The 18,470-nt window shown below is 72.7% G+C and carries 19 protein-coding genes; 6 read left to right on the top strand and 13 right to left on the bottom strand.

From position 1 onward, the window contains the following. Positions 1-21 precede the first annotated feature (21 nt). The 3 genes from IOD16_RS01940 to pip are packed head-to-tail and all read left to right on the top strand — an operon-like array spanning position 22 to position 3,470. Positions 22-780: a hypothetical protein gene (locus IOD16_RS01940; protein ID WP_201438655.1), complete on the top strand. Its 759-nt coding sequence runs from the start codon at positions 22-24 to the stop codon at positions 778-780. 15 nt (positions 781-795) lie between these two features. Beyond that, positions 796-2,484 carry a hypothetical protein gene (locus IOD16_RS01935; RefSeq protein ID WP_201438654.1) on the top strand — a complete coding sequence of 563 codons (1,689 nt, stop codon included), beginning with the start codon at positions 796-798 and terminating at the stop codon, positions 2,482-2,484. A gap of 41 nt (positions 2,485-2,525) precedes the next feature. Then, positions 2,526-3,470 (top strand): prolyl aminopeptidase, encoded by a 945-nt coding sequence (pip, locus tag IOD16_RS01930; protein WP_201438653.1) that lies wholly within the window; start codon positions 2,526-2,528, stop codon positions 3,468-3,470. A gap of 27 nt (positions 3,471-3,497) precedes the next feature. Here the strand turns inward: pip and IOD16_RS01925 are convergent, their stop codons facing one another. Genes IOD16_RS01925 through IOD16_RS01915 form a run of 3 tightly spaced genes read right to left on the bottom strand, consistent with a single transcriptional unit; the run spans position 3,498 to position 5,903 of the window. After that, the gene (locus tag IOD16_RS01925) at positions 3,498-4,253 is read right to left on the bottom strand and encodes a helical backbone metal receptor (RefSeq protein ID WP_201438652.1); all 756 of its coding nucleotides are present in this window, start codon (positions 4,251-4,253) and stop codon (positions 3,498-3,500) included. Then, the gene (gene npdG, locus IOD16_RS01920) at positions 4,253-4,921 is read right to left on the bottom strand and encodes an NADPH-dependent F420 reductase (protein WP_123743956.1); all 669 of its coding nucleotides are present in this window, start codon (positions 4,919-4,921) and stop codon (positions 4,253-4,255) included. Before npdG ends, IOD16_RS01925 begins: the two co-directional genes overlap by 1 nt. Before the next feature lie 52 nt (positions 4,922-4,973). Then, a complete protein-coding gene (locus tag IOD16_RS01915; protein ID WP_201438651.1) occupies positions 4,974-5,903 on the bottom strand; it encodes a TetR/AcrR family transcriptional regulator C-terminal domain-containing protein in 930 nt (309 codons plus the stop codon). A 122-nt stretch (positions 5,904-6,025) separates the two neighbouring features. Between IOD16_RS01915 and IOD16_RS01910 the strand changes: the two genes are divergently transcribed. Further along, positions 6,026-7,150, top strand: a complete 1,125-nt coding sequence (locus IOD16_RS01910) for an FAD-dependent monooxygenase (RefSeq protein WP_201438650.1) — start codon at positions 6,026-6,028, stop codon at positions 7,148-7,150. 4 nt (positions 7,151-7,154) lie between these two features. Here IOD16_RS01910 and IOD16_RS01905 read toward each other — a convergent pair whose 3' ends face one another. Then, positions 7,155-7,673 carry a helix-turn-helix domain-containing protein gene (locus IOD16_RS01905; protein WP_201438649.1) on the bottom strand — a complete coding sequence of 173 codons (519 nt, stop codon included), beginning with the start codon at positions 7,671-7,673 and terminating at the stop codon, positions 7,155-7,157. 112 nt (positions 7,674-7,785) lie between these two features. Between IOD16_RS01905 and IOD16_RS01900 the strand changes: the two genes are divergently transcribed. Continuing rightward, on the top strand, positions 7,786-8,634 hold the full coding sequence (locus IOD16_RS01900) for a helix-turn-helix domain-containing protein (protein WP_201438648.1): 849 nt from the start codon (positions 7,786-7,788) through the stop codon (positions 8,632-8,634). 16 nt (positions 8,635-8,650) lie between these two features. Then, positions 8,651-8,839 (top strand): DUF397 domain-containing protein, encoded by a 189-nt coding sequence (locus IOD16_RS01895; protein ID WP_201438647.1) that lies wholly within the window; start codon positions 8,651-8,653, stop codon positions 8,837-8,839. A 3-nt stretch (positions 8,840-8,842) separates the two neighbouring features. On the opposite strand, the gene IOD16_RS01890 is transcribed toward IOD16_RS01895, so the two are convergent. From IOD16_RS01890 to IOD16_RS01850, 9 genes are read right to left on the bottom strand one after another with little or no spacing between them, the layout of a single operon-like run. Further along, a complete protein-coding gene (locus tag IOD16_RS01890) occupies positions 8,843-10,249 on the bottom strand; it encodes an RNB domain-containing ribonuclease (RefSeq protein ID WP_201438646.1) in 1,407 nt (468 codons plus the stop codon). 21 nt (positions 10,250-10,270) lie between these two features. Further along, a complete protein-coding gene (locus IOD16_RS01885; RefSeq protein WP_157621353.1) occupies positions 10,271-10,459 on the bottom strand; it encodes a hypothetical protein in 189 nt (62 codons plus the stop codon). 37 nt (positions 10,460-10,496) lie between these two features. Beyond that, positions 10,497-11,024 carry a hypothetical protein gene (locus tag IOD16_RS01880; RefSeq protein WP_123743960.1) on the bottom strand — a complete coding sequence of 176 codons (528 nt, stop codon included), beginning with the start codon at positions 11,022-11,024 and terminating at the stop codon, positions 10,497-10,499. 12 nt (positions 11,025-11,036) lie between these two features. After that, positions 11,037-12,038: a C40 family peptidase gene (locus IOD16_RS01875; protein WP_201438645.1), complete on the bottom strand. Its 1,002-nt coding sequence runs from the start codon at positions 12,036-12,038 to the stop codon at positions 11,037-11,039. A gap of 1 nt (position 12,039) precedes the next feature. Further along, positions 12,040-12,648 carry a hypothetical protein gene (locus IOD16_RS01870; RefSeq protein WP_201438644.1) on the bottom strand — a complete coding sequence of 203 codons (609 nt, stop codon included), beginning with the start codon at positions 12,646-12,648 and terminating at the stop codon, positions 12,040-12,042. After that, positions 12,648-14,555: a hypothetical protein gene (locus tag IOD16_RS01865; protein WP_201438643.1), complete on the bottom strand. Its 1,908-nt coding sequence runs from the start codon at positions 14,553-14,555 to the stop codon at positions 12,648-12,650. Before IOD16_RS01865 ends, IOD16_RS01870 begins: the two co-directional genes overlap by 1 nt. 40 nt (positions 14,556-14,595) lie before the next feature. Then, a complete protein-coding gene (locus IOD16_RS01860; RefSeq protein WP_236594684.1) occupies positions 14,596-17,430 on the bottom strand; it encodes an ATP-binding protein in 2,835 nt (944 codons plus the stop codon). 25 nt (positions 17,431-17,455) lie between these two features. Next, the gene (locus tag IOD16_RS01855) at positions 17,456-17,929 is read right to left on the bottom strand and encodes a hypothetical protein (RefSeq protein ID WP_201438641.1); all 474 of its coding nucleotides are present in this window, start codon (positions 17,927-17,929) and stop codon (positions 17,456-17,458) included. A 3-nt stretch (positions 17,930-17,932) separates the two neighbouring features. Beyond that, on the bottom strand, positions 17,933-18,208 hold the full coding sequence (locus IOD16_RS01850; RefSeq protein WP_053721548.1) for a hypothetical protein: 276 nt from the start codon (positions 18,206-18,208) through the stop codon (positions 17,933-17,935). Between the last annotated feature and the right edge of the window lie 262 nt (positions 18,209-18,470).

The raw sequence follows: 18,470 nt of genomic DNA, 5'->3' as shown, positions 1-18,470 counted from the left end.
TCGGTTCGGGAGAAGGTTTCCATGAGCGATTCGCTCGGCGCGAAGATAGCCGAGAACCGCGACGCGGAACGGCCGCCGCACGAGACGTCCCCGGAACGGACGAGACGGCCGGTCGCGCCCGGGTCCCTCGGTTTCGCCGCGACGGCCGCGGGTCTTTTCCTGGTGGTGAGCCTCGGGCTCGGCCTGGGGATGATCCACGTGCCGCGGTGGTGGGAGGATCCGCCTCCCGCCGCGCCCACCGCCGAGGCGGGTCCGTACGACGTGACGGCGACCGGCACGACGTCGTCGTGGACGACCACCGGCCGGCCGACGACGACGCGGAGCACGTCGAGCGGCACGCCGGTCGGGTACTTCCGGTACACCGGCCCCGAAGGCCTCACCACCGTGCTCCCGGACTCGTACGCGGTGGTCGACGGCAGCGGCGCGGGGGTCGTCACCGCGCGCGACCAGCTCGACCCCGACGTCGAGGTGCGGTTCGGCGGGGCTCCGCCGGAGGGCTACGACGGCCTCTACGACACCATCGCCGCCGCGGCCGAGAGCAACGCCGGGCTGAAGGACTACCGGCAGCACGCGCTGGAGCGCACCGGGCACGGCGGTCTCGACGCGGTGGACTGGGAGTTCCAGTACCAGACCGAAGAGGGCCAGACCCGGCGGGTCCGCGCGCACTACTGGCGCACGGGCGGCATCGAGTACGTCCTGCTGGCCACGGCCCCGACGGGCCGCTGGTCGCAGGCGCGGCAGCTGCTCGACACGATGATCGACCACAGCGACACTCCCTGAGGAGCGACACCGAAGATGGTCCTGGCCGACACGCGGTCCGTCCGGCACGCGGCAGCCGACGGTGACAGGGGCGCCGACCGCGACGAGGGCACGCGCCACCTGTGCGCCGCCGCCCACCTCAGCCGCGACTTCGCCGACGCGGCCCTCCGGGAGCTGCTGGTCGAGCCGACCCGACCGGCCGCGCCCGCGCCCGGGGTGGACACCTCGGCCGTGCTCACCGAGGCGCTCGCGGCCCGGCTGCGCACGGACGTCGTCGACGTGCTGGTGCTCGTGCTGCTGGGCCTGACGGTGTACTTCTCGGTGTCGCTCGCGGTGGTGTGGATCACCGTCGCGGTGCTGCTGAGCCTGCCGAAGATCATCCGGGTGTGGCTCGCGGCACGGGCCAGGCGGGGCGACTCCCGCCCGGTCCGGCCGGTGCGCACGGGCATCACCGTCCTCACCCTCGTGCTGGCCATCGGACCGGTGGTCACGACGATCGGCGGCGACCCCGAAGGCACCGTGGAGGACGCGTTCGAGGACCTGGTCGGCCTCTCGCTGACGGCGGCGGCGCTGGTCGTGCTGCTGGCCAACCGGCTGGTCGTCGCGCACCACGTGACGGCGCGCTTCGGTCCGCTGCGCGGCTCCGTGCCGCCTCCGGTGGACCGCGCCCTGCTGCGCCTGGCGCCCGCGCTCGCCCGGCGCATCGCGGAACGCCACGGCACGGCCACCCGCGTCGCGCCCGGCACGTCCGAAGAGGACGGTCTCGTGCCGCTCGTGGTGCACCGCGGCTACCAGCCGTTCGTCGGGGCGGGCGACATCCACGAGCCGTGGACCGTCGCCGTGCCGCTCGAACGCCGGTCCGGTGTGCCGCGCACCGACGTCACCCTCGGCACCTCGACGCTCCTGGACGGCATCACGGCCAAGGTCACCGACCTGCGGGCCGCGTCGCTGCTCGCGCCGAGCGGCCGGCTCGGCGCGCTCAAGGTGGACGACTACGTCGTGGTCGCCGCGCAGGGCCTGGTGGACCACCTGCCCGACCGGGTCTCGGCGCACTACCTGCGCCGGCCCGGCGAGCCGCCCTACACGCACGTGTCCCGGGCGCACGCGCACGAGCTGCGCGACGACCCGTTGGAGTGGTCGCGCTTCTACCGCCGGTTCTCGGTGGAGACCTGGGACCGCGACCTCGTGCTGTCCGTGTTCGTGCACGTGGCGATGGACGAGTCCACGCTGTACCTGGAGTGGACGCCGTGCGTGCTGCGGCCCATCAGCGCCGAGCTCAAGTCCGTGGACGCCGAGCCGGCGTCGGCGTGGGTGCCGGTGGGCCGTGCCCTCAAGGACCTCGTGCTGCTGCCCGCGAGCGCGTTGTCCCGGATCGTGCGGCTCGCCGCGCACCCGCGCCCCAGCGCCCAGGCGGGCGCACGGGTGGACGCCGACAAGTACGGCTCCCTGATGACGCTGCGGGAGATGGCGGCCGACGTCGAGCTGCACAGCTACTTCCAGCAGGCCGACGTCGAGCGCTACACGCACCTGCTGCGCACGCGCGTCACGCTGGCCGTGGCGGAGATCCTGCGTGACGCGGGCTACCACACGGCGTCGTTCGACCAGCAGGCCCAGTCGATCGTCAACAACACCGTCAACACGGTCACCGTCACCGAGGGCGGCACGCTGACCGGGCACGTGCTCCAGGCCGGGTCGCTGAGCGGGGACGTCGACATCACCGGCTGACGGTGATCCACTCCGGGGCGTTCCTGGGGCACAGTGGGCGCATGTACCCCGAGATCGAACCGTACGACCAGGGCCTGCTCGACGTCGGTGACGGCAACCGCGTCTACTGGGAGGTGTGCGGGAACCCCTACGGCAAGCCCGTGGTGTTCCTGCACGGCGGGCCCGGCGGCGGGTCCGCGCCCGTGCACCGCAGGCTGTTCGACCCGGCCGCGTACCGGATCGTGCTGATCGACCAGCGCGGCTGCGGGCGGTCCCTGCCGCACGCGTCCGAGCACGGCACGGACCTGTCGGGCAACACCACCTGGCACCTGGTGTCGGACCTGGAGGAGGTGCGCGAGCACCTGGGCGTCGACCGGTGGCAGGTGTTCGGCGGGTCGTGGGGCTCGACGTTGGCGCTGGCGTACGCCCAGACGCACCCGCAGCGGGTGACCGAGCTGGTGCTGCGGGGCGTCTTCACGTTGCGGCGCAAGGAACTCGACTGGTACTACGGCGGCGGCGCGGGGTTCCTGTTCCCGGAGCTGTGGGAGCAGGTCGTGTCGCGCGTGCCCGAGGGCGCGGACGTGATCGAGACCTACGGGCGGCTGCTGGCCGACCCGGACCCGGCCGTGCGCGAACCGGCGGCGGTGGCGTGGAGCGTGTGGGAGGGGTCGACGGTCACGCTGCTGCCCCGGCCGGAGCTGGTGGAGGTGTTCGCGCAGCCCCGGTACGCGCTGGCGTTCGCGCGGATCGAGAACCACTACTTCCGGCACGGCGGGTGGTTGGCGGAGGGGCAGCTGCTGCGGGACGCGGGCAGGCTCGCGGGCATCCCGGGCGTGATCGTGCAGGGCCGCTACGACCTCGCCACCCCCGCCGTCACGGCCTGGGACCTGCACCGGGCGTGGCCGGGATCGGAGCTGGTGGTGGTGCCGGGCGCCGGGCACGCGTTCGACGAGCCGGGCATCCTGCGCGCGCTGCTGGCGGCCACCGACCGGTTCAAGGCGGCTTGATCCCGGACCGGCCGCCGGGCGACGCCGTCAGCGCCCGAGCGCGGTTTCCAGGGCTTCGCGCGCGTCCACCAGCGACGGCCCGTACCAGGTCAGGTGGCGGCCCGAGACGTGCACGGGACGCAGGCCGGGGAAGAACTGCGGGCCGTCGTCCGGGGTGAAGAGGTACGGCTCGTCGGGCAGCACGACGAGGTCGGCGTCCTGCAGCTCGGACAGCTCGGGGCGGGGGTAGCGCTCGGGGTGCTCGGCGAAGGCGTTGACCACGCCCAGGCGCAGCAGCACGTCGCCGGCGAACGTGTCGCGGCCGAGCACCACCCACGGCTTGCGCCACACCGGCACCACGGCCCGCGCCCACGGCGGCGTCACCTCGCGCCACCGCCGTTCGGCCTCGACCAGCCAGTCCGGCTCCACGTCCCACGCCGTGCCGAGCAGGCGGCGCAGCGAGCCCAGCGCGGCGGGGACGGTGGCGGGCGCGGCCGTGACCCACACCGGGATGCCGTCGGCGCGCAGCCGTTCGACGTCCTCCGGGCGGTTCTCCTCGCTGTTGGCCACCACCAGGTCCGGCCGCAACGCCAGCACCCGGTCCACCCGCGGGTACTTCGAGCCGCCCACCCGGGTGACGTCGAGGTCCGGCGGGTGGGTGCAGTAGTCCGTGGCCCCGACGAGGGCGGCCGGGTCGACGGCCCCGGTGAGCAGGGCTTCGGTGATCGACGGCACCAGGCTGACCACGCGCGTCGGCGGGCCGGGCAGCGGGACCGGCTCGCCGAGGTCGTCGACCGGCAGCATCAGATGTCGGTGATCTTCAGGCCGGCGTGCGCCTTGTAGCGCCGGTTGATCGCGATGAGGTTCGCGGTGAACGCCTCCACCTGGTGGGCGTTGCGCAGCCGGCCGCCGTAGACGCCGCGGAAGCCGGGGATCGTCTCGGCCAGCGCGCGCACGAGGTCGGTGGCCTCGCGGTCGTCACCCAGGACCAGCACGTCGTTGTCGACGGTCTCGATGCCCAGGTCGGCGAGGTTGACCGCGGAGACGTGGTGGAACGCGGCCGTGACGCGGGAGTCCGGCAGGAGCGCGGCGGCCTGCTGCGCGGCGCTGCCCTCGGGCACGGGCAGCGCGAACGGGCCCTGCTTGTCGAAGCCGAGCGGGTTCACGCAGTCGATGACGACCTTGCCGCGCAGCGGTTCGCGCAGCGACGCCACGGTGTCCGCGTGCCCGTCCCACGGCACGGCGATCAGCACCACGTCCGCCCGCGTGGCGCAGCCCTCGTTGTCCGCGCCTTCGACGTGCCCGCCGCCCGCCTGCTCGCGGATCTCCGCGGCCGCGGCCTCGGCGCGCCCGGCGTCGCGCGATCCGATGACGACCGCCAAGCCCGCCTTGGCCCACCGCAGCGCCAAGCCCTTGCCCTGCGCTCCGGTGCCGCCCAGCACCCCGACGGTGAGCTCCCGAATATCAGTCACCCGGCCATCACATCACAGGAGTTCCGGGCGGGCCGCCCGATCGCGTGCGTGATCACAGCCGGTCCAGCCGGAGGGCGAGGCCGTCCAGCAACGAGCGCAGGCCCAGCTCGAACAGGTGGTCCAGGTCCAGGTCGTAGCCGTCCCGGGACAGGGTGGTGAACATCCGGGCGAAGGTCGGGTAGCGGCCGGAGCCCATGATCGCCTCCATCGCGGGTTCCTGGCTGTCCATCCACTCGTCCTCGGACAGCCCGGACGCGCCCAGCGCCTGCTGCTCGCGTTCCAGGTGGATCGCGACGCCGTGCACGTAGCTGAAGAGCATCACGTGCAGGTCGCACAGGGTGGCGGCGTCGAGGCCGAAGCCGTCCAGCGCGGCCAGCGCCCACTCCGCGTGCACGGCCAGGTTCGGCAGCGGCAGCGGCCGGGTGATCGGGGTGAGCTGCGCCAGCCACGGGTGCCGCCGGTAGAGCGACCACAGGGTGCGCGCGCACAGCTCCAGCCGGGCCCGCCAGCCCGCCGGCGGCCGGTCCGGGTAGCCCCGCTCGCCGAACGCGGCGTCGGACATCAGCACGACCAGCTCGTCCTTGCCCGCCACGTGCCGGTACGGCGACATCGGCGCCACCCCGAGCCGGGCGGCGACGCCCCGCATGGACAGCACGCCGAGCCCTTCGGCGTCCGCGATCGCCATCGCCGCCCGCACGACCCGTTCCCGGGTCAGCTCCGGCTGCCGGGCGTGCGCCGGGCGGTGCTTGCCGGTCGAGGGCCGGCGGGTGTCGGCGACCACCGTGCCGGAACGCGGTTCGGCGCGCACCAGCCCGTCCCTGGCCAGGGTGTCGAGCGCCTTGGCGGCGGTGGCCGCGGCGACGCCCCACTCGGCGGCGATCCGGCGGGTGGAGGGCACTTTCGCGCCCGGCGGCCACTCGCCCTGCTCGATGCGGCGCCGGAGGTCGGCGACGATGCCCAGGTACCGCGGTCCGGTCGACACGTCCGCCCCTGTCTGTGCTGGTACAGATGTGCAACTGTACTAGGTCAGTTTTGGCTGTCTTCTGCTCGTTCATGCAGTGTGTTCACCGTAAACGTACAGCGTCTACTCAATCGGAGGAACACATGCGCAACGTCCTGGTCTCGGGTGCGGGCGTCGCCGGCACGGCCCTGGCCCACTGGCTGCGGCACCACGGCTTCTCGGTGACGGTGCTGGAACGCGCGCCCGGCCCCCGCCAGGGCGGCCAGGCCGTCGACGTGCGCGGTGTCGCGCTCGACGTGGTGGACCGGATGGGGCTCGGCGAGCGGGTGCGGGCCGCGCGGACCCGGATGCGCGGGATGTCCGTGTTGGACGGTGAGGGCAACGAGCTGTTCCGGTCCGAGGAGTACGCGCTCAGCAGCGGCCGGCTGGACGGCGAGGACGTCGAGCTGCTGCGGGAGGACCTGGTCGCGCTGCTGCACGAGACGACCGCGGACCAGGTCGAGCACGTCTACGGCGACTCGGTCACCACGCTGCGGGAGGAGGAGCACGGCGTGCGGGTCGAGCTGGAGCACGGCGGCTTCCGCACCTTCGACCTGGTGATCGGCGCGGACGGCGCGCACTCCGCGGTGCGGCGGCTCGCCTTCGGGCCGGAGGAGCGGTTCGGCCGGCACCTGGGCCAGTACCTGGCGATCTTCCCCACCGCCAACTTCCTCGACCTCGACCGGTGGCAGCTGTGGTTCCAGGACCAGGCGGCGGGCACGGGCGGCGCGATCTACCCCGTGCGCGACAACGGCGAGCTGCGGGTGACGCTCGGCTTCGCCTCCGAGCCGCTGGCCTACGACCACCGGGACGTGGCCTGGCAGAAGCGGGTCGTGGCCGAGCGGCTGGCCGGCCTGGGCTGGCAGACCCCGGCGCTGCTGGCCGCCATGGCGGAGGCGGAGCACTTCTACTTCGACGCGATGGCCCAGATCCGCATGGACCGCTGGAGCACCGGCCGGGTGGCGCTGGTCGGCGACGCCGGCTACTGCGCCTCGCCGCTGTCGGGGCAGGGCACCAGCCTCGCGCTGGTCGGCGCGTACGTGCTCGCCGAGGAACTGGGCCGGGCGGGCGTGGACCACCCGACCGCGTTCGCGGCCTACGAGCGGCGGATGCGCCCGTTCGTCGAGCTGAACCAGGCCCTGGCCACCGAGAACCCGGTGGGTCCGCCCGCCGAGGAGTCGGTGGACCGGGCCAAGCACGCGATCTCCCTGGACGAGCCGGCCCTCTGACGGCTCACACGGCCGACGAGCAGTCGTGGAGCCGGGAGAACAACGCCTGGGCGGCCTCGGTCTCGTCGGGCGCCTCGGTGAAGAAGGCTTCGTGCGGGTAGGCGTAGAACACGACGGACGAGCCGTCCGGCAGGTGGAAGAGGGTCAGCGGGCGCTCGACCCCGACACCGCCGTGCACGGCCCGGGTCGCCACGTCGGCCGGGATGGCGGGCGTGCCCTCCAGGACGTAGGCGGTGCAGCGCCCGGCGTCGACGCCGTCGAGGCGGGGCAGCCCGAACGGCGCGAACGAGTCGATCCGGTGCGCGGTGCGGCACAACCGGTCCAGCACGGCCGCGGCCTCGTCGCCCCACTTGCAGTGCAGGTCCGGCGGGTAGGACGGCAGCCCGGCCTCGATGCCGCGCAGCCGGTCCGGCGAGAGGCGGGCCCGGGCCGCGAGCTGTTCCACGCTCAGACCGGCGGCCTCGCGGTGGTGGCGCAGCCGCCGGCCGAGCGACTGACTGCGTGATGGGGGCGTTTCGCGCATGAACCGACGCTAACCTTGCGTACAAACTTTGAATAGTCGCCCGATCGAGGGGTAAGCCGGCCGGTCGTCGTGGTGCACACTGGTTCGGTTGATCACCGAGGAGAGCGGGGACATGATCGGAGACGCGAGTCCGGTCCTCTACAAGGCCGAACTGGGCGAGGCGCTGCGCCGGGCGCGCGAGCAGGTCGGGCTGGAGCGGGAGGACGCGGCACGCGCGCTCGGCTGCTCCGTGTCCAAGATCCGCACGATCGAACGCGGCCAGGTGTCGATCAGACCGGCCGAGCTGCGCGACCTGCTGGACTGCTTCCGGGTCGACCCGGCCGAACGCGCCGACCTCGAACACCTGGCCGAGCTGGCGAGGCAGCGCAAACCGCGCACACCCTGGGGCAGCGCGGTGCCCGACCGGCTCCGGCGGTTCTTCGCCGCCGAGGAGACGGCCGCGGTGATCCAGGTCTACCAACCCGCGCTGTTCCAAGGGCTCGTGCAGACCGAGGATTACGCCCGCGCGGTCATCGGCACCAACACCTCGCTCGTGCGCGCTGACGTGGACCGGCTCGTGCAGGCGCGCCTGGCCCGGCAGGCGGTCCTGACCGCGCCACGCCCGCCGAAGGTGACCATGGTCCTCGACGAGCACGTGCTCCACGCCTTGATCGGCGGCCGCGAGGTCATGGCGGAGCAGGTGCGACATGTCGCCGACCTGGCTCGACGCGAAGTGGTGGAGATCCGCGTCATCCCCACGGCGGCCGGCGCGCACGCCGGTTTCGGCGCGCCGGCGTTCCTGGTCCTCACGCCCCCGGGTCGACCGAGCGTGGTCTACGTGGAGACGCTCACCGACGGGTTGTTCGTGGACGACCCCGAGCGCATCCACCGGTACGAGGCGGTCATGGCCGAGATGAAAGCCACCGCCTTGACCGCTGCCGCTTCCCTGTCGTTGCTGGATACGGTTGCAGCGGAGCTGTGATCGAGAGGGAGTCGACATGCTGGGTGCGTGGCGGAAGAGCAGCCGATCCAACTCGTCGGGTGGGTCCTGCGTGGAACTGGCGTGCGGCGACGAGGTGCGCGCGGTCCGCGACTCGAAGAACCCCGGCGCCGGCGTGCTGGTGGTCGGCGGGCGGTCGGCGGCGGCGTTCCTGGCGGCGGTGAAGAGCGGGCGGCTCGACGGGTAGCGGTCAGAGGCGTTCGAAGACGACCTTGCGGCGTTCGGGGTCGGCCTCGACCAGGCGCACCGCGATCCGCTCGCCTTCCGGCAGGTCCTCGCCCGTGCAGCGGCCCATCACCGGCGGTTGGGGGACGAAGATGTCCGCGCCGTTCCCCTCCGCCCGCAGCACCACCGCCTCGAACCGCTGACCGACCCGGTCGGCGAGCACCCAGGCCTCGACCTGGTCCAGGCACGCCCGGTCGACCTTGCCCGCGACCGCGTCCGAACCGCCCATCAGGCCCGGCAGCAGCGGCAACGCCCTGCTCAGCCACTCGGGCACGTCCTGACCCGCCGTCACGGCCAGGCACACCTCGGTGGCGAAGCGGTCGACCAGCCGGCGCAGCGGCGCGGTCACGTGCGCGTACGGCGAGGCCAACCCCGCGTGCGTGGAGACGGCGGGCACCTCGCCGTCGAACGCCGTGTAGCCCGCGCCGCGCAGCAGCCGGGTCGCGTCCACGAACAGCGCCAACGCCTCCGGCCTGCTCGGGTCCAGGCCCGCGAGCAGCCGGGACGGGGTCGTGCCGGCCGGCCACGGCACGCCGAGCGCGTGCGCCGACCGCCGCAGCGCGTCCACCGCGCCGTCGTCCGCGTCGGGCAGCGTGCGCAGCACACCGACCTTCGCGTCGATCATGATCTTGGCCGCGGCCATGCCGGTGAGCAGGGAGATCTCCGCGTTCCAGGCGTCGACGTCGGCGCGCGGCCGGACCGCGAGCTTCCAGTCGCCGTCACCGTTCGGCACGATCTCCTGCTCCGGCAGCTGCAGCTCGACCGCGCCGCGCTCGACCGCGCGTTCCCGCCGCAACCGGCCGAAGTCGGGCAGCGCCTCGATCGACGGGTGGGGCGTGCCGGCGTCGAACTGCGCCTGCACGGTCTCGTAGTCGAACTGCGCGGTCGAGCGCACCATCGCCCGGCGCACCCGCACCTCGACCGGCTCGCCGTCCGGGCCGCACTCGAACGTCCACAGCACCGAGGGCCGCGTCTGGTCCGGCAGCAGGCTCGCCGCGCCCTCCGACAGCACCGGCGGGTGCAGCGGCACGTTGCCGTCGGGCAGGTACAGCGTCTGGCCGCGCTTGCGCACCTCCGCGTCCAGCGCGCCGTCGGGCACCACGAACGCGCCGAGGTCGGCGATCGCGTAGTGCACCCGGAACCCGGAGCCGACCCGCTGCACCAGCAGCGCCTGGTCCAGGTCCTTCGCGCCGGGCGGGTCGATGGTCACGAACGGCAGGTCGGTCGCGTCCTCGCGGTCGGCCGCGCCGACGTCGCGCGCCACCGCGGCCTGCGCCTCGGCCAGCGCGTCGGCCGGGAACTGCTCGGGCAGGCCGAACTCGGTCCGGATGCCGCCGAAGTCCAGGTCCGCTCGGCCGGTGCGGATCACCATGGGGTGCACCCTAGGCCGGCCTCAGCGCTTGCCCCAGTCCTTATCGGCCTTGTCCTCGGCTTTCGTGCGCTCCCGAGCCAGCTCCAGCGCGCGCTGCGCCGTCGCCTCGTCCGGGTACGGGCCCATGCGGTCACCGCCCCGGCAGCCCACACCGTGCTCGACCGTCTGGTGGGTCAGGCAGTAGTACCAAGCGTTCGGGTCAGAAGCCATGCCACCAGGTTTCCACGCGCCGGAGCGCATGTCATGTTCACCAGCGGGGCGGTTGGGGCGCCTGCACGGGCACCGGGCCCGATTGCGGGAACGTCGGCTGCGGCACGGCCGGCGGCTGGGGGAAGCCGCGCGGCGGTGTGTTCTGGTTGGCGTTGGCGTACTCGCCCGGGATCGGGTCGAGCACCGACACCAGCACCGTCTTGTGCTCCGGGTCGGGGATCAGCGCGCCGGCGCGGTCCCGGTAGACCAGCTCGCCGTCCGCGTCGATCTCCACGATCGCGCCGACCTCGGCCAGCTGCTCCTCGTCCAGGTCGACCAACCGCTCCATCCGCGACGGCACCACCCGGTACACCGGCCAGTTCAGGTGCGCGTAGGCGCGGTGGAAGTCGGCGAGCAGGTGCGCCATCTGCTGCTGCCACGGCAGCGGCATGGCCTCGACCAGCGACCGCGGCAGCACCGCGTACGACTGGTCGGTGCCCGGCGGCCGGCTGTTCAGGTAGTCCCGCGTCGGCGTGCTCGACGCGGGCGGCCCGGCGTGGCGCTGGATGGGTTCGTGGTTGAACACCGTCGTGCCTCCCTACACGCCCGGCCGGACGGCCAGCGGCATCAACTCGTGGTAGTCCCAGTTCACCTTGCTGATCTTCACCACGTCACCGGTCTGCGGCGCGTGGATGTACTCGTCGTTGCCCAGGTACATCGCCACGTGGTGGACGGTGACCGGGTTGGCCGGGTTGGTGGCCCAGAAGATCAGGTCACCGGCCTTGGCCTCGCGCACCGGCAGGTACGCGCCGCCGGACATGTACTGGTCGTTCGCCACCCGGGGGATCTTCACGCCCGCCGCGCCGAACGCCTTGACCAGGATGCCGGAGCAGTCCCAGGCGTCGGGGCCGTTGCCGCCCCACAGGTACGGCTCCCCGAGCTGCTGCTTCGTGAACTCGATCGCGGTGCCCGCCGCGTTCGACGCGAGCAGGTACTGACCGGCGCTCTCGCCGCACCCGGCCGGGTCGCTGACGTCGCCTTCCTTGCTGATCAGGAAGGCGGCCATGGCCTCCCAGTTGTGGTACCGGTCGGGGAACGCCGACCGCTCCACGTCCTGGGCCGAGTCGCCGGGCCGCTGCTCCTCCCAGTCCGGCAGCTTCAGCAGCACGTCGTAGAACTTGTTGATCGCGTACTCGGGGTCGGTGACCTGCCGGGGCGTGCCCCAGCCCATCGACGGGCGCATCTGGAAGATGCCCAGCGAGTCCCGGTCGCCGTAGTCCAGGCTGCGCAGCCCCGACTCGGTCATGCCCGCCTGGATCGCGACCTGCCAGGCCAGCGGCGGCAGCTCGCGCTTGCGGCCGATGGAGATGATGTTGGCGACGGTGGTGCGCTGCTCGTCGGTGAGCCGGTCCGCCTCCCGGCGGCCCTTCTCCTCGCCGCCGCCGCCCCAAGGGCCGATCGCGGCGTTGCAGCTCGCCATCCGGATCTTGGCGGCTTCCTCCGACGGGGTGTGCTCGTCCAGCACGGTGGACACGCCGTTGGTCACGGCGACGGCGACGACCGCCACCACCGCGACGACCACGAGCCCGATCTTGAGCATGTCACCCCACCTTCGTCCAGTCGGTCACGACCCAACCCTCGGGCAGCTTCGCCACCGTGACGATCAGCTTGCCTTCCTCGAGCTTCGCCTCGAACTCCGCCGAATCGGTGAACGACTTGATGGTCCGGACCGTCTTGTCGAGCACCACCGGCACGTTCGCCGGCTCGACCGACTGCAACCGGGGGAACACCTCGTCCGCCGTCCACCGGTCCAGGCCGTCCAGCCACTGCTCCTTGGTCGTCTTGCCGGGCTCGAAGCGGCTGAAGGCGTCCACCCACGCGGTCGCGACGGCCGCCGCGTTCGAGTTCACCGGGGCCGAGCTCGGCGCGGCGGTGGGGCTCTGCGCCTTGGTCGGCAGCGCGGTGGACGTGGCGGTGGGCAGCACACCGACCTGGTTGCCGCCGCTGCTGCCCGTCGTGACGGTGGACGTGGTGCCCGCCGCGCCGCCGCGCGGCGGCGGCTTGATCGCGTTCGGGATGACCACGCTGATCGTGGTGACCACGACGAACACGCCGACGATCGAGGTGACCAGGTGGCGCGGCGAGCGCAGGGGCCAGCCCCACAGGCGTCGGTACACGGCCGTGCGGCCGCGATTGGTTCGGATCGGCATCAGCTGTCCCTGACCTCAAGCCCGCGTGACGGCCGGTAGATCACGTGGACCTGCCGTCCCGCCACGACCTCCGTCTCGGCGCGGCGCGGCCCCGGCACGCCGGTCGGCGCGTCCGGCACCCGACCGGACCCGCTGACCCGGGACGGCACGAGCACCGCGTCGTCCACCCGGTCGTAGTTCCGGTCGGCGATGGGCACCGCGTCGACCACCCTGGACCGCCCGGACGGCAACGCCGCCGGACCGGCGTACCCGCCCGCGGACAACGCCGCCGCGCCGTTCCCGCCGGCGCCCACGCCCAGCTCGCCCACGCTGTTCCCGGCCCGGTCCAACCGCTGCGCGGTGGCCGCCACCGGGTTGGCCGCCTCGGGCCGCACCCGCCGCCGGTCCCGCTGCGGCACCTCGGGCCCGTCCGGGTCCGCGTCGCGCACGGTGTCCCAGAACTCCTCCTGCGGCGAGGGCCCTTCCTTCTTCTTCCGCAACCGCGACAACACCCCGCCGCGCATGGGCAGCGCGTTGCTGGCCGAGCCGACCGACATCTCCACCATCTGCCACATGCGGCGCAGCGGTTTGCCGACCATGAAGCAGACCAGGGTCAGCATCAGGCCCAGCAGCGCCTTGGTCAGCAGCGTCAACCCGGTGGCGTTGAAGATCGCCTGGAGCAGCAGCGCGTGCGTGCCCGCGAGGACCGCCAGCACCAGCACGTTGAACACGGTCACGGCCGCCGCGCGGGCGACCTTGCGCAGCAGGTCGTGGTGGATCAGCGCGACCAGGCCGATGAGCGGGCCGGCCAGCGTGAGCACCCGCAGCAGCAGCTGGGCCAGCAGCACCGCGGCCTTCGCGAACAGCTGGAACAACGAGAACGCGACGGCCTGCAGCAGCGACAGGAACCCGGCGCCGGTGCGGCCGCCGTCCTCGCCGCTGAAGTAGCCCTTCGTCGGGCCGAGCTGCGCGTAGATGTTCTTGTACTCGGCCTTCTTGGCGTCGAGCGCGGCCTGGTCGCCGTCCTTGTGGTCGGCGAGCTCCTGCACCGTCCACGACTGGGCGGCCAGCAGCTTCGGGCCGAACTCGGTGGCCTGCGGCGCCTCGGGCGCGCCGAACTCGCCGCGCAGCCAGCTCTGGTAGACCACGGTGGTGTGCAGGTCCGTCGGCAGCTTGTCGAGGGTGTCCTGGCCCGCGTCCACGTCGATGAACCCGGCTTGGATCTCCGAGGTCTTGGTGACCAGGGTGCTGTCGAGCAGGTTGTAGAACTGCGGCAGCGCCAGCGTCGAGGTCGCCAGCCACATCGCGGCCAGCGCCCACAGCCCCCGCTTGCTGATCGAGGCCAGGTCGCCCTGCCAGATCTGGCGGAACATCAACACCGCCAGGATCAGCGCGACCAGGCCGAACCAGCGCAGGTAGACGTTGTCGTAGACCTTCTGCACGCCCGTCTTCACCGCCTCGTCCAGCGGTTGCAGCAGGCCCTGGCCGACGACCGTGTAGTGCAGGGCGTTCGTCGCGCCGACGATGTTCTTGCCGATGTTGAACAGCTCGTTGCCCATCCAGGTGTCCAGCACCGGGGTGGCGTTGGGCACCAGGCACTTCTCCTGGTAGGTGTGCCAGACCATGCCCGCGTACCCGTGGTTCAGGTAGGGCGTGTCCGGCAGGCCGTTGCCGATCGGCGGGTCGATCGCGCCGACCATGCCCGAGCCGGGCCGCTCCGGGTTCGGCGCCTCGCCGCACGGCGCGGCACTGGCCGGCGTGGCGCCGATGACCACCTGGAGGCCGACGATCGCGACCACCACGGCCATCGCGCGCCACCGGGCGCGCGCCGGCCGGCCGTGCGCCTCGGCGTGCTCTTGGGCGTGTCTGAACCGCCGTCGCGCGTAGAGCGCGACGGCGACCAGCGCCACCAGCAGAAGGGTGCTCATGCGGGTACCCCGCGTGCCCGCGACCCGCGCGCGATCCCGCTCATGCGCCGCCTTCCCGGCCCGGTCGGCGGTTTCCTCCCTCGCCGTGCGCCGAGTCGACCAGCTCAGCCGAGTCGCCCAACCCATCGGTCAGGCCGACCTCCAGGTCGGCCGCCAGCTCGTCGTCGTACTCGTCGGTGTACTGCTCGGCGTAGGCGAACGGGTCCTGCGGCGGGGAGGAGACCTCCACCTCGGTCGAGTCCGCGCCCTCGCGCATGGCGTCCGGGGTGGTGTCGAGGGAGTTGCGCAGGTGCTCCAGGTGCGGCCCGGAGAAGTCGATGCGGATGCGCTCCACACCGCCCGCGCCGTCGCCGAAGATGAACTGGCGCGGCGCGCGGTCGCGTTCGAGGTTGGTGCGGACACCGCCCGGACGGCGACCCAGCGACGCCACCACCTGCTCGTAGCCCGCGCCGATCGGCACCTTGAGCAGGCGCAGCGCGTCGGCCTGGGCCTGGTCGTCGTCCAACCGGCCGACGAACACCGAGTCGAGCAGCGTGACGAAGCCCTGGATCTTCAGGAAGTCCGCCGGGATCTGCGACGACAGCAGCACGCGCACGTTCCACTTGCGGGAGTCGCGGGCGAACCGGTTCATCAGCACGCGACCCGTCGGCACCTCGGACAGGAAGAACGCCTCGTCGATCCAGACGCCCTTGCGCAGGTCCTTCGGCCGCTCGTAGATCGACCGCTGGGTCAGCCACGCGGCGAGGTTCAGCATCTCCACGCCGAGCGCCTCCGCGTCCGTCCAGTGCTCGCGGCCGACGCCGTCCTTCGGCAGGTTCAGGCCCGCCATGGTCAGCACGGTCAGCCGGTCGTCGCGCGCCTCGTTGTACGGGTCGAGGTCCTGCTCCGGGATGAGCAGCGACATGCGCTCCCGCATCTCGTCGAGGAAGTCGGCGACGACGACGGCGTGCTCGTGGTGCTCGCTCGCGTCGCGCCGCAACGCCTCGAACACCATGCCGGGGTGCGCGTTGGGCCGGCCGCCGACCGTGCGGACCGCGCGCAGCAGCACGATCCGGGTCTGCGGCAACCGGGACACCTCGTACGGCAGCAGACCGGACAGCACGTCCAGCACCAGCCGTCGGCGGGTGGCCGCGGCCAGCGCGCGTTCCCGCCGCCACGCCCGTTCCGGGTCTTCCTCGTCCATGAAGTGGTCGAGCTGCGGCTCGGCCACCACCCGGTACGGGTTGAGGATGCCCGCCTGCGCGTTGAGCAGGTTGATCGGCCGGGCGTACGGCTTCAGCTCGGGCAGCTCGCACAGCGCCGCCAGCGGCCCGGACGGGTCGAGCAGCGTCCAGTGCGCCCCGGCGCGCAACGTCTTGTAGACGATGCCGCCGCCGAGGAACGACTTGCCCGCGCCGAGGCCCGCGACCATCGCGGTCAGGCCGGACGAGTCGCGCAGCTCCTGCGCCATCCACGGGTCCCACGCCACCGGGCGGCGGGTCGCGGTCACCGTCTCGCCCAGCAGGATGCCGCGCCGGTCACCCACCTCGGCCGTGGCGGTGGGCACGGCCGACGCCGCCCACAGCACCGAGCCGCGCCGCAGGTACGCCGACGACGACAGCGGCTCGCCCGGGATGAACTCCCGCGCGATCGCGTACTGCGCCTCGGGGTGCTCGATGGCCACCTTCGGCTTGTAGAGGTCCAGCAGGCCCTGCGCCAGCCGCAGCGCCTCGCGCTCGGTCGGCCCGGACACCGCGAGCCGCCACCAGCTGCGCACCCGCGTGCCCAGCGCGGTGAAGCCCGACGTCATCTCGTCGTCGATCTCCAGCACCCGGGACGCCTGGCGGGCCAGCGACTGCGGCGGGTCCAGCTCGTGCTCGTCGGTGTAGTGGCGCACCTGCGAGCGCACCTTGCTCATCTGCCGCTGCAACTCGCCGGAGACTTCTTCGGGACGCCGAACGTAGATCCGCGCCGACCACTCCACGGCGGCGGGCAGCCGGTCCGAGCGCTGCACCCACGGGTCGTCCTGCTCGGGGATCTGCAAGCCGTGCATCAAGCCGACGGTGAGCACCGCGACGTGCCGCTTGATGCCCGCGTTCGACCCCGTGCGACCGCGCACGGTGACCGTCGGCGAGTAGGGCTCCTGGTGGAAGTCCGCCGCGTCGGTGAACGACGCCAGGTCCTCCGGCTCCCACGGCGCGCCGGGCACGGCGGGCAGGTTGCGGGGCGCGGGCAGGCCCAGCGAGCACGACCGGTGCATCAGCCAGGCCATCTCCTCGGCCGTGGCCGGGCGGCCCTCCAGGCCGGCGGAGCCGATCACCTGGTCGAGGTGGTCGATCTCGGACTCGATCGCGACCAGCTCGGCGTCCACCGCGTCCGGGAAGACCTTGCGCAGCACGGGCGCGGCGCGCTCGACCGCGCGGTCCATCATGTTGCGGGTCTGCACCTGGACGCCGAGGTAGACCTCCTTCTCGGCCATCGACCGGCCCATCAGCTGCTGCTGCTCGCCGACCATGTAGTCGTCGAAGCTCAGCGTGCCGGGGGTGTCCGGGAGCCGGCGCACCGCGTTGTGCACGTGCGCCTCGGCCCACATCCGGATCGGGTACGGCCGGTTCGTCACGCGCAGGTGCATCCAGCGGCCCTGCAGCTCGGCGTACTGGCCCGCGATCGCCGCGATCAGGTCCTGGCGCTGCGAGTCCGACCGGAACGACCAGCGCTGCGGCGCGAGCCGGTACCAGGCGTAGACCTCCTGGCCGGTGCGCAGCAGGTGGCCGTCGATGCTGCGGGCCGAGATCGAGGGCGTGTAGCTCGGCACGGACTGCTCGCCCGGCAGGCGGCGTCCGCGCTTGCTGTAGACCTTGCGGTCGTCGCGCGCCGCAGCCGCGTGCTGGGCCACGTGCGCAGCGGATCGTCGGTCACGGTCACGCCGGCGTCCGAACACCGCGCACCTCCTTCTGACGGCGGTCTTGCTGCGGGCGGAGCTGGGACCGGGTGGCGGCGCTCGCGCGTTTCGCACCCTTCTTGGGACGTTTGCGCGGGCGTTGCGCGTTGACCCGGATCCGCGCGGCGCTGGCGGCGCCGCCCCGGCCCGACGTGGTCTCCCGCGGCGCGGTCAGCTCGCGCACCCACATCGCCAGGACCGACGACAGCGGGCGCTCGTGGCTGATCCGCGAGCAGATGAACCTGGTCAGGGCGATCGTGACCACGAAGCCCCAGCCGGTGTTGATGAAGTCGAAACCGAAGCCGACCTGCCGCTGGACAGCCGTGACCAGCAGGAAGACCACGATGCCGACACCCCACGCGACGTACCGCGCACGCCACGGGAAGGTTGCCTTGGGCGGGCCGAGCCAGACGGCGTCGACCCGGTAGACCTCGTCGTCAGTGCGTACCCGCAAGGGTCACCCGCCGGTGAACAGGCCGGCGATCCACTGGCCGATGTTGGCGCCCGCGTTCGTGGTGACGGCCAGGCCGATGATCGCCAACGCGATGATGACGCCGCCCAGGCGGCGCATGACCCCGGCGTTGTCGCCCTTGCCGCCGCCGAGCCAGAGCAGCAGGACCGCGACGGTCAACAAGAGCAGCGGGACCAGGTTGTCGAGGATCCACTGGCGCACCCCGCCTGTGCCCAAAGCGGGCGGCTGCTGGGCGAGTGTTACCAGGGTCATGGCGGTCATCTCGTACTCCTGAGTACGCAGGACTTCGCCGGGCGGGCCGAGGGGTGCCCGTCCGGTTGGTGCGCTATCGAGTAGAACACGTCTTCGTCACCAGGTGTATCTGGCGATCAGCGGTGCGTAGATCAATAAGCGTTCCCCTGGTAGTCGATTACGTCTAATCTGACCACGGACATCATGGAGCGGGGTGAGCCGGTGGAGAACCGACGTCCCGGGATTCTCCCGATTGCTGAGCTAGTTCACCCGCCTGCGAAGCCCCTGGTCA

Source organism: Saccharothrix sp. 6-C (assembly GCF_016695385.1).
GTDB lineage: Bacteria > Actinomycetota > Actinomycetes > Mycobacteriales > Pseudonocardiaceae > Actinosynnema > Actinosynnema texasense.
Note: the sequence above shows the minus strand (reverse complement) of the source record. Positions and strands in the feature narration are given on the sequence as shown.

What these genes read in the sequence shown, in the direction of transcription:
- IOD16_RS01865 (WP_201438643.1), bottom strand. Translation starts at nt 14,555, where the DNA reads ATGAGCACCCTTCTGCTGGTGGCGCTGGTCGCCGTCGCGCTCTACGCG.
- IOD16_RS01905 (WP_201438649.1), bottom strand. Translation starts at nt 7,673, where the DNA reads ATGCGCGAAACGCCCCCATCACGCAGTCAGTCGCTCGGCCGGCGGCTG.
- pip (WP_201438653.1), top strand. Translation starts at nt 2,526, where the DNA reads ATGTACCCCGAGATCGAACCGTACGACCAGGGCCTGCTCGACGTCGGT.
- IOD16_RS01850 (WP_053721548.1), bottom strand. Translation starts at nt 18,208, where the DNA reads ATGACCGCCATGACCCTGGTAACACTCGCCCAGCAGCCGCCCGCTTTG.
- IOD16_RS01900 (WP_201438648.1), top strand. Translation starts at nt 7,786, where the DNA reads ATGATCGGAGACGCGAGTCCGGTCCTCTACAAGGCCGAACTGGGCGAG.
- IOD16_RS01895 (WP_201438647.1), top strand. Translation starts at nt 8,651, where the DNA reads ATGCTGGGTGCGTGGCGGAAGAGCAGCCGATCCAACTCGTCGGGTGGG.
- IOD16_RS01875 (WP_201438645.1), bottom strand. Translation starts at nt 12,038, where the DNA reads ATGCTCAAGATCGGGCTCGTGGTCGTCGCGGTGGTGGCGGTCGTCGCC.
- IOD16_RS01870 (WP_201438644.1), bottom strand. Translation starts at nt 12,648, where the DNA reads ATGCCGATCCGAACCAATCGCGGCCGCACGGCCGTGTACCGACGCCTG.
- IOD16_RS01940 (WP_201438655.1), top strand. Translation starts at nt 22, where the DNA reads ATGAGCGATTCGCTCGGCGCGAAGATAGCCGAGAACCGCGACGCGGAA.
- IOD16_RS01890 (WP_201438646.1), bottom strand. Translation starts at nt 10,249, where the DNA reads ATGGTGATCCGCACCGGCCGAGCGGACCTGGACTTCGGCGGCATCCGG.
- IOD16_RS01910 (WP_201438650.1), top strand. Translation starts at nt 6,026, where the DNA reads ATGCGCAACGTCCTGGTCTCGGGTGCGGGCGTCGCCGGCACGGCCCTG.
- IOD16_RS01935 (WP_201438654.1), top strand. Translation starts at nt 796, where the DNA reads ATGGTCCTGGCCGACACGCGGTCCGTCCGGCACGCGGCAGCCGACGGT.
- IOD16_RS01925 (WP_201438652.1), bottom strand. Translation starts at nt 4,253, where the DNA reads ATGCTGCCGGTCGACGACCTCGGCGAGCCGGTCCCGCTGCCCGGCCCG.
- IOD16_RS01885 (WP_157621353.1), bottom strand. Translation starts at nt 10,459, where the DNA reads ATGGCTTCTGACCCGAACGCTTGGTACTACTGCCTGACCCACCAGACG.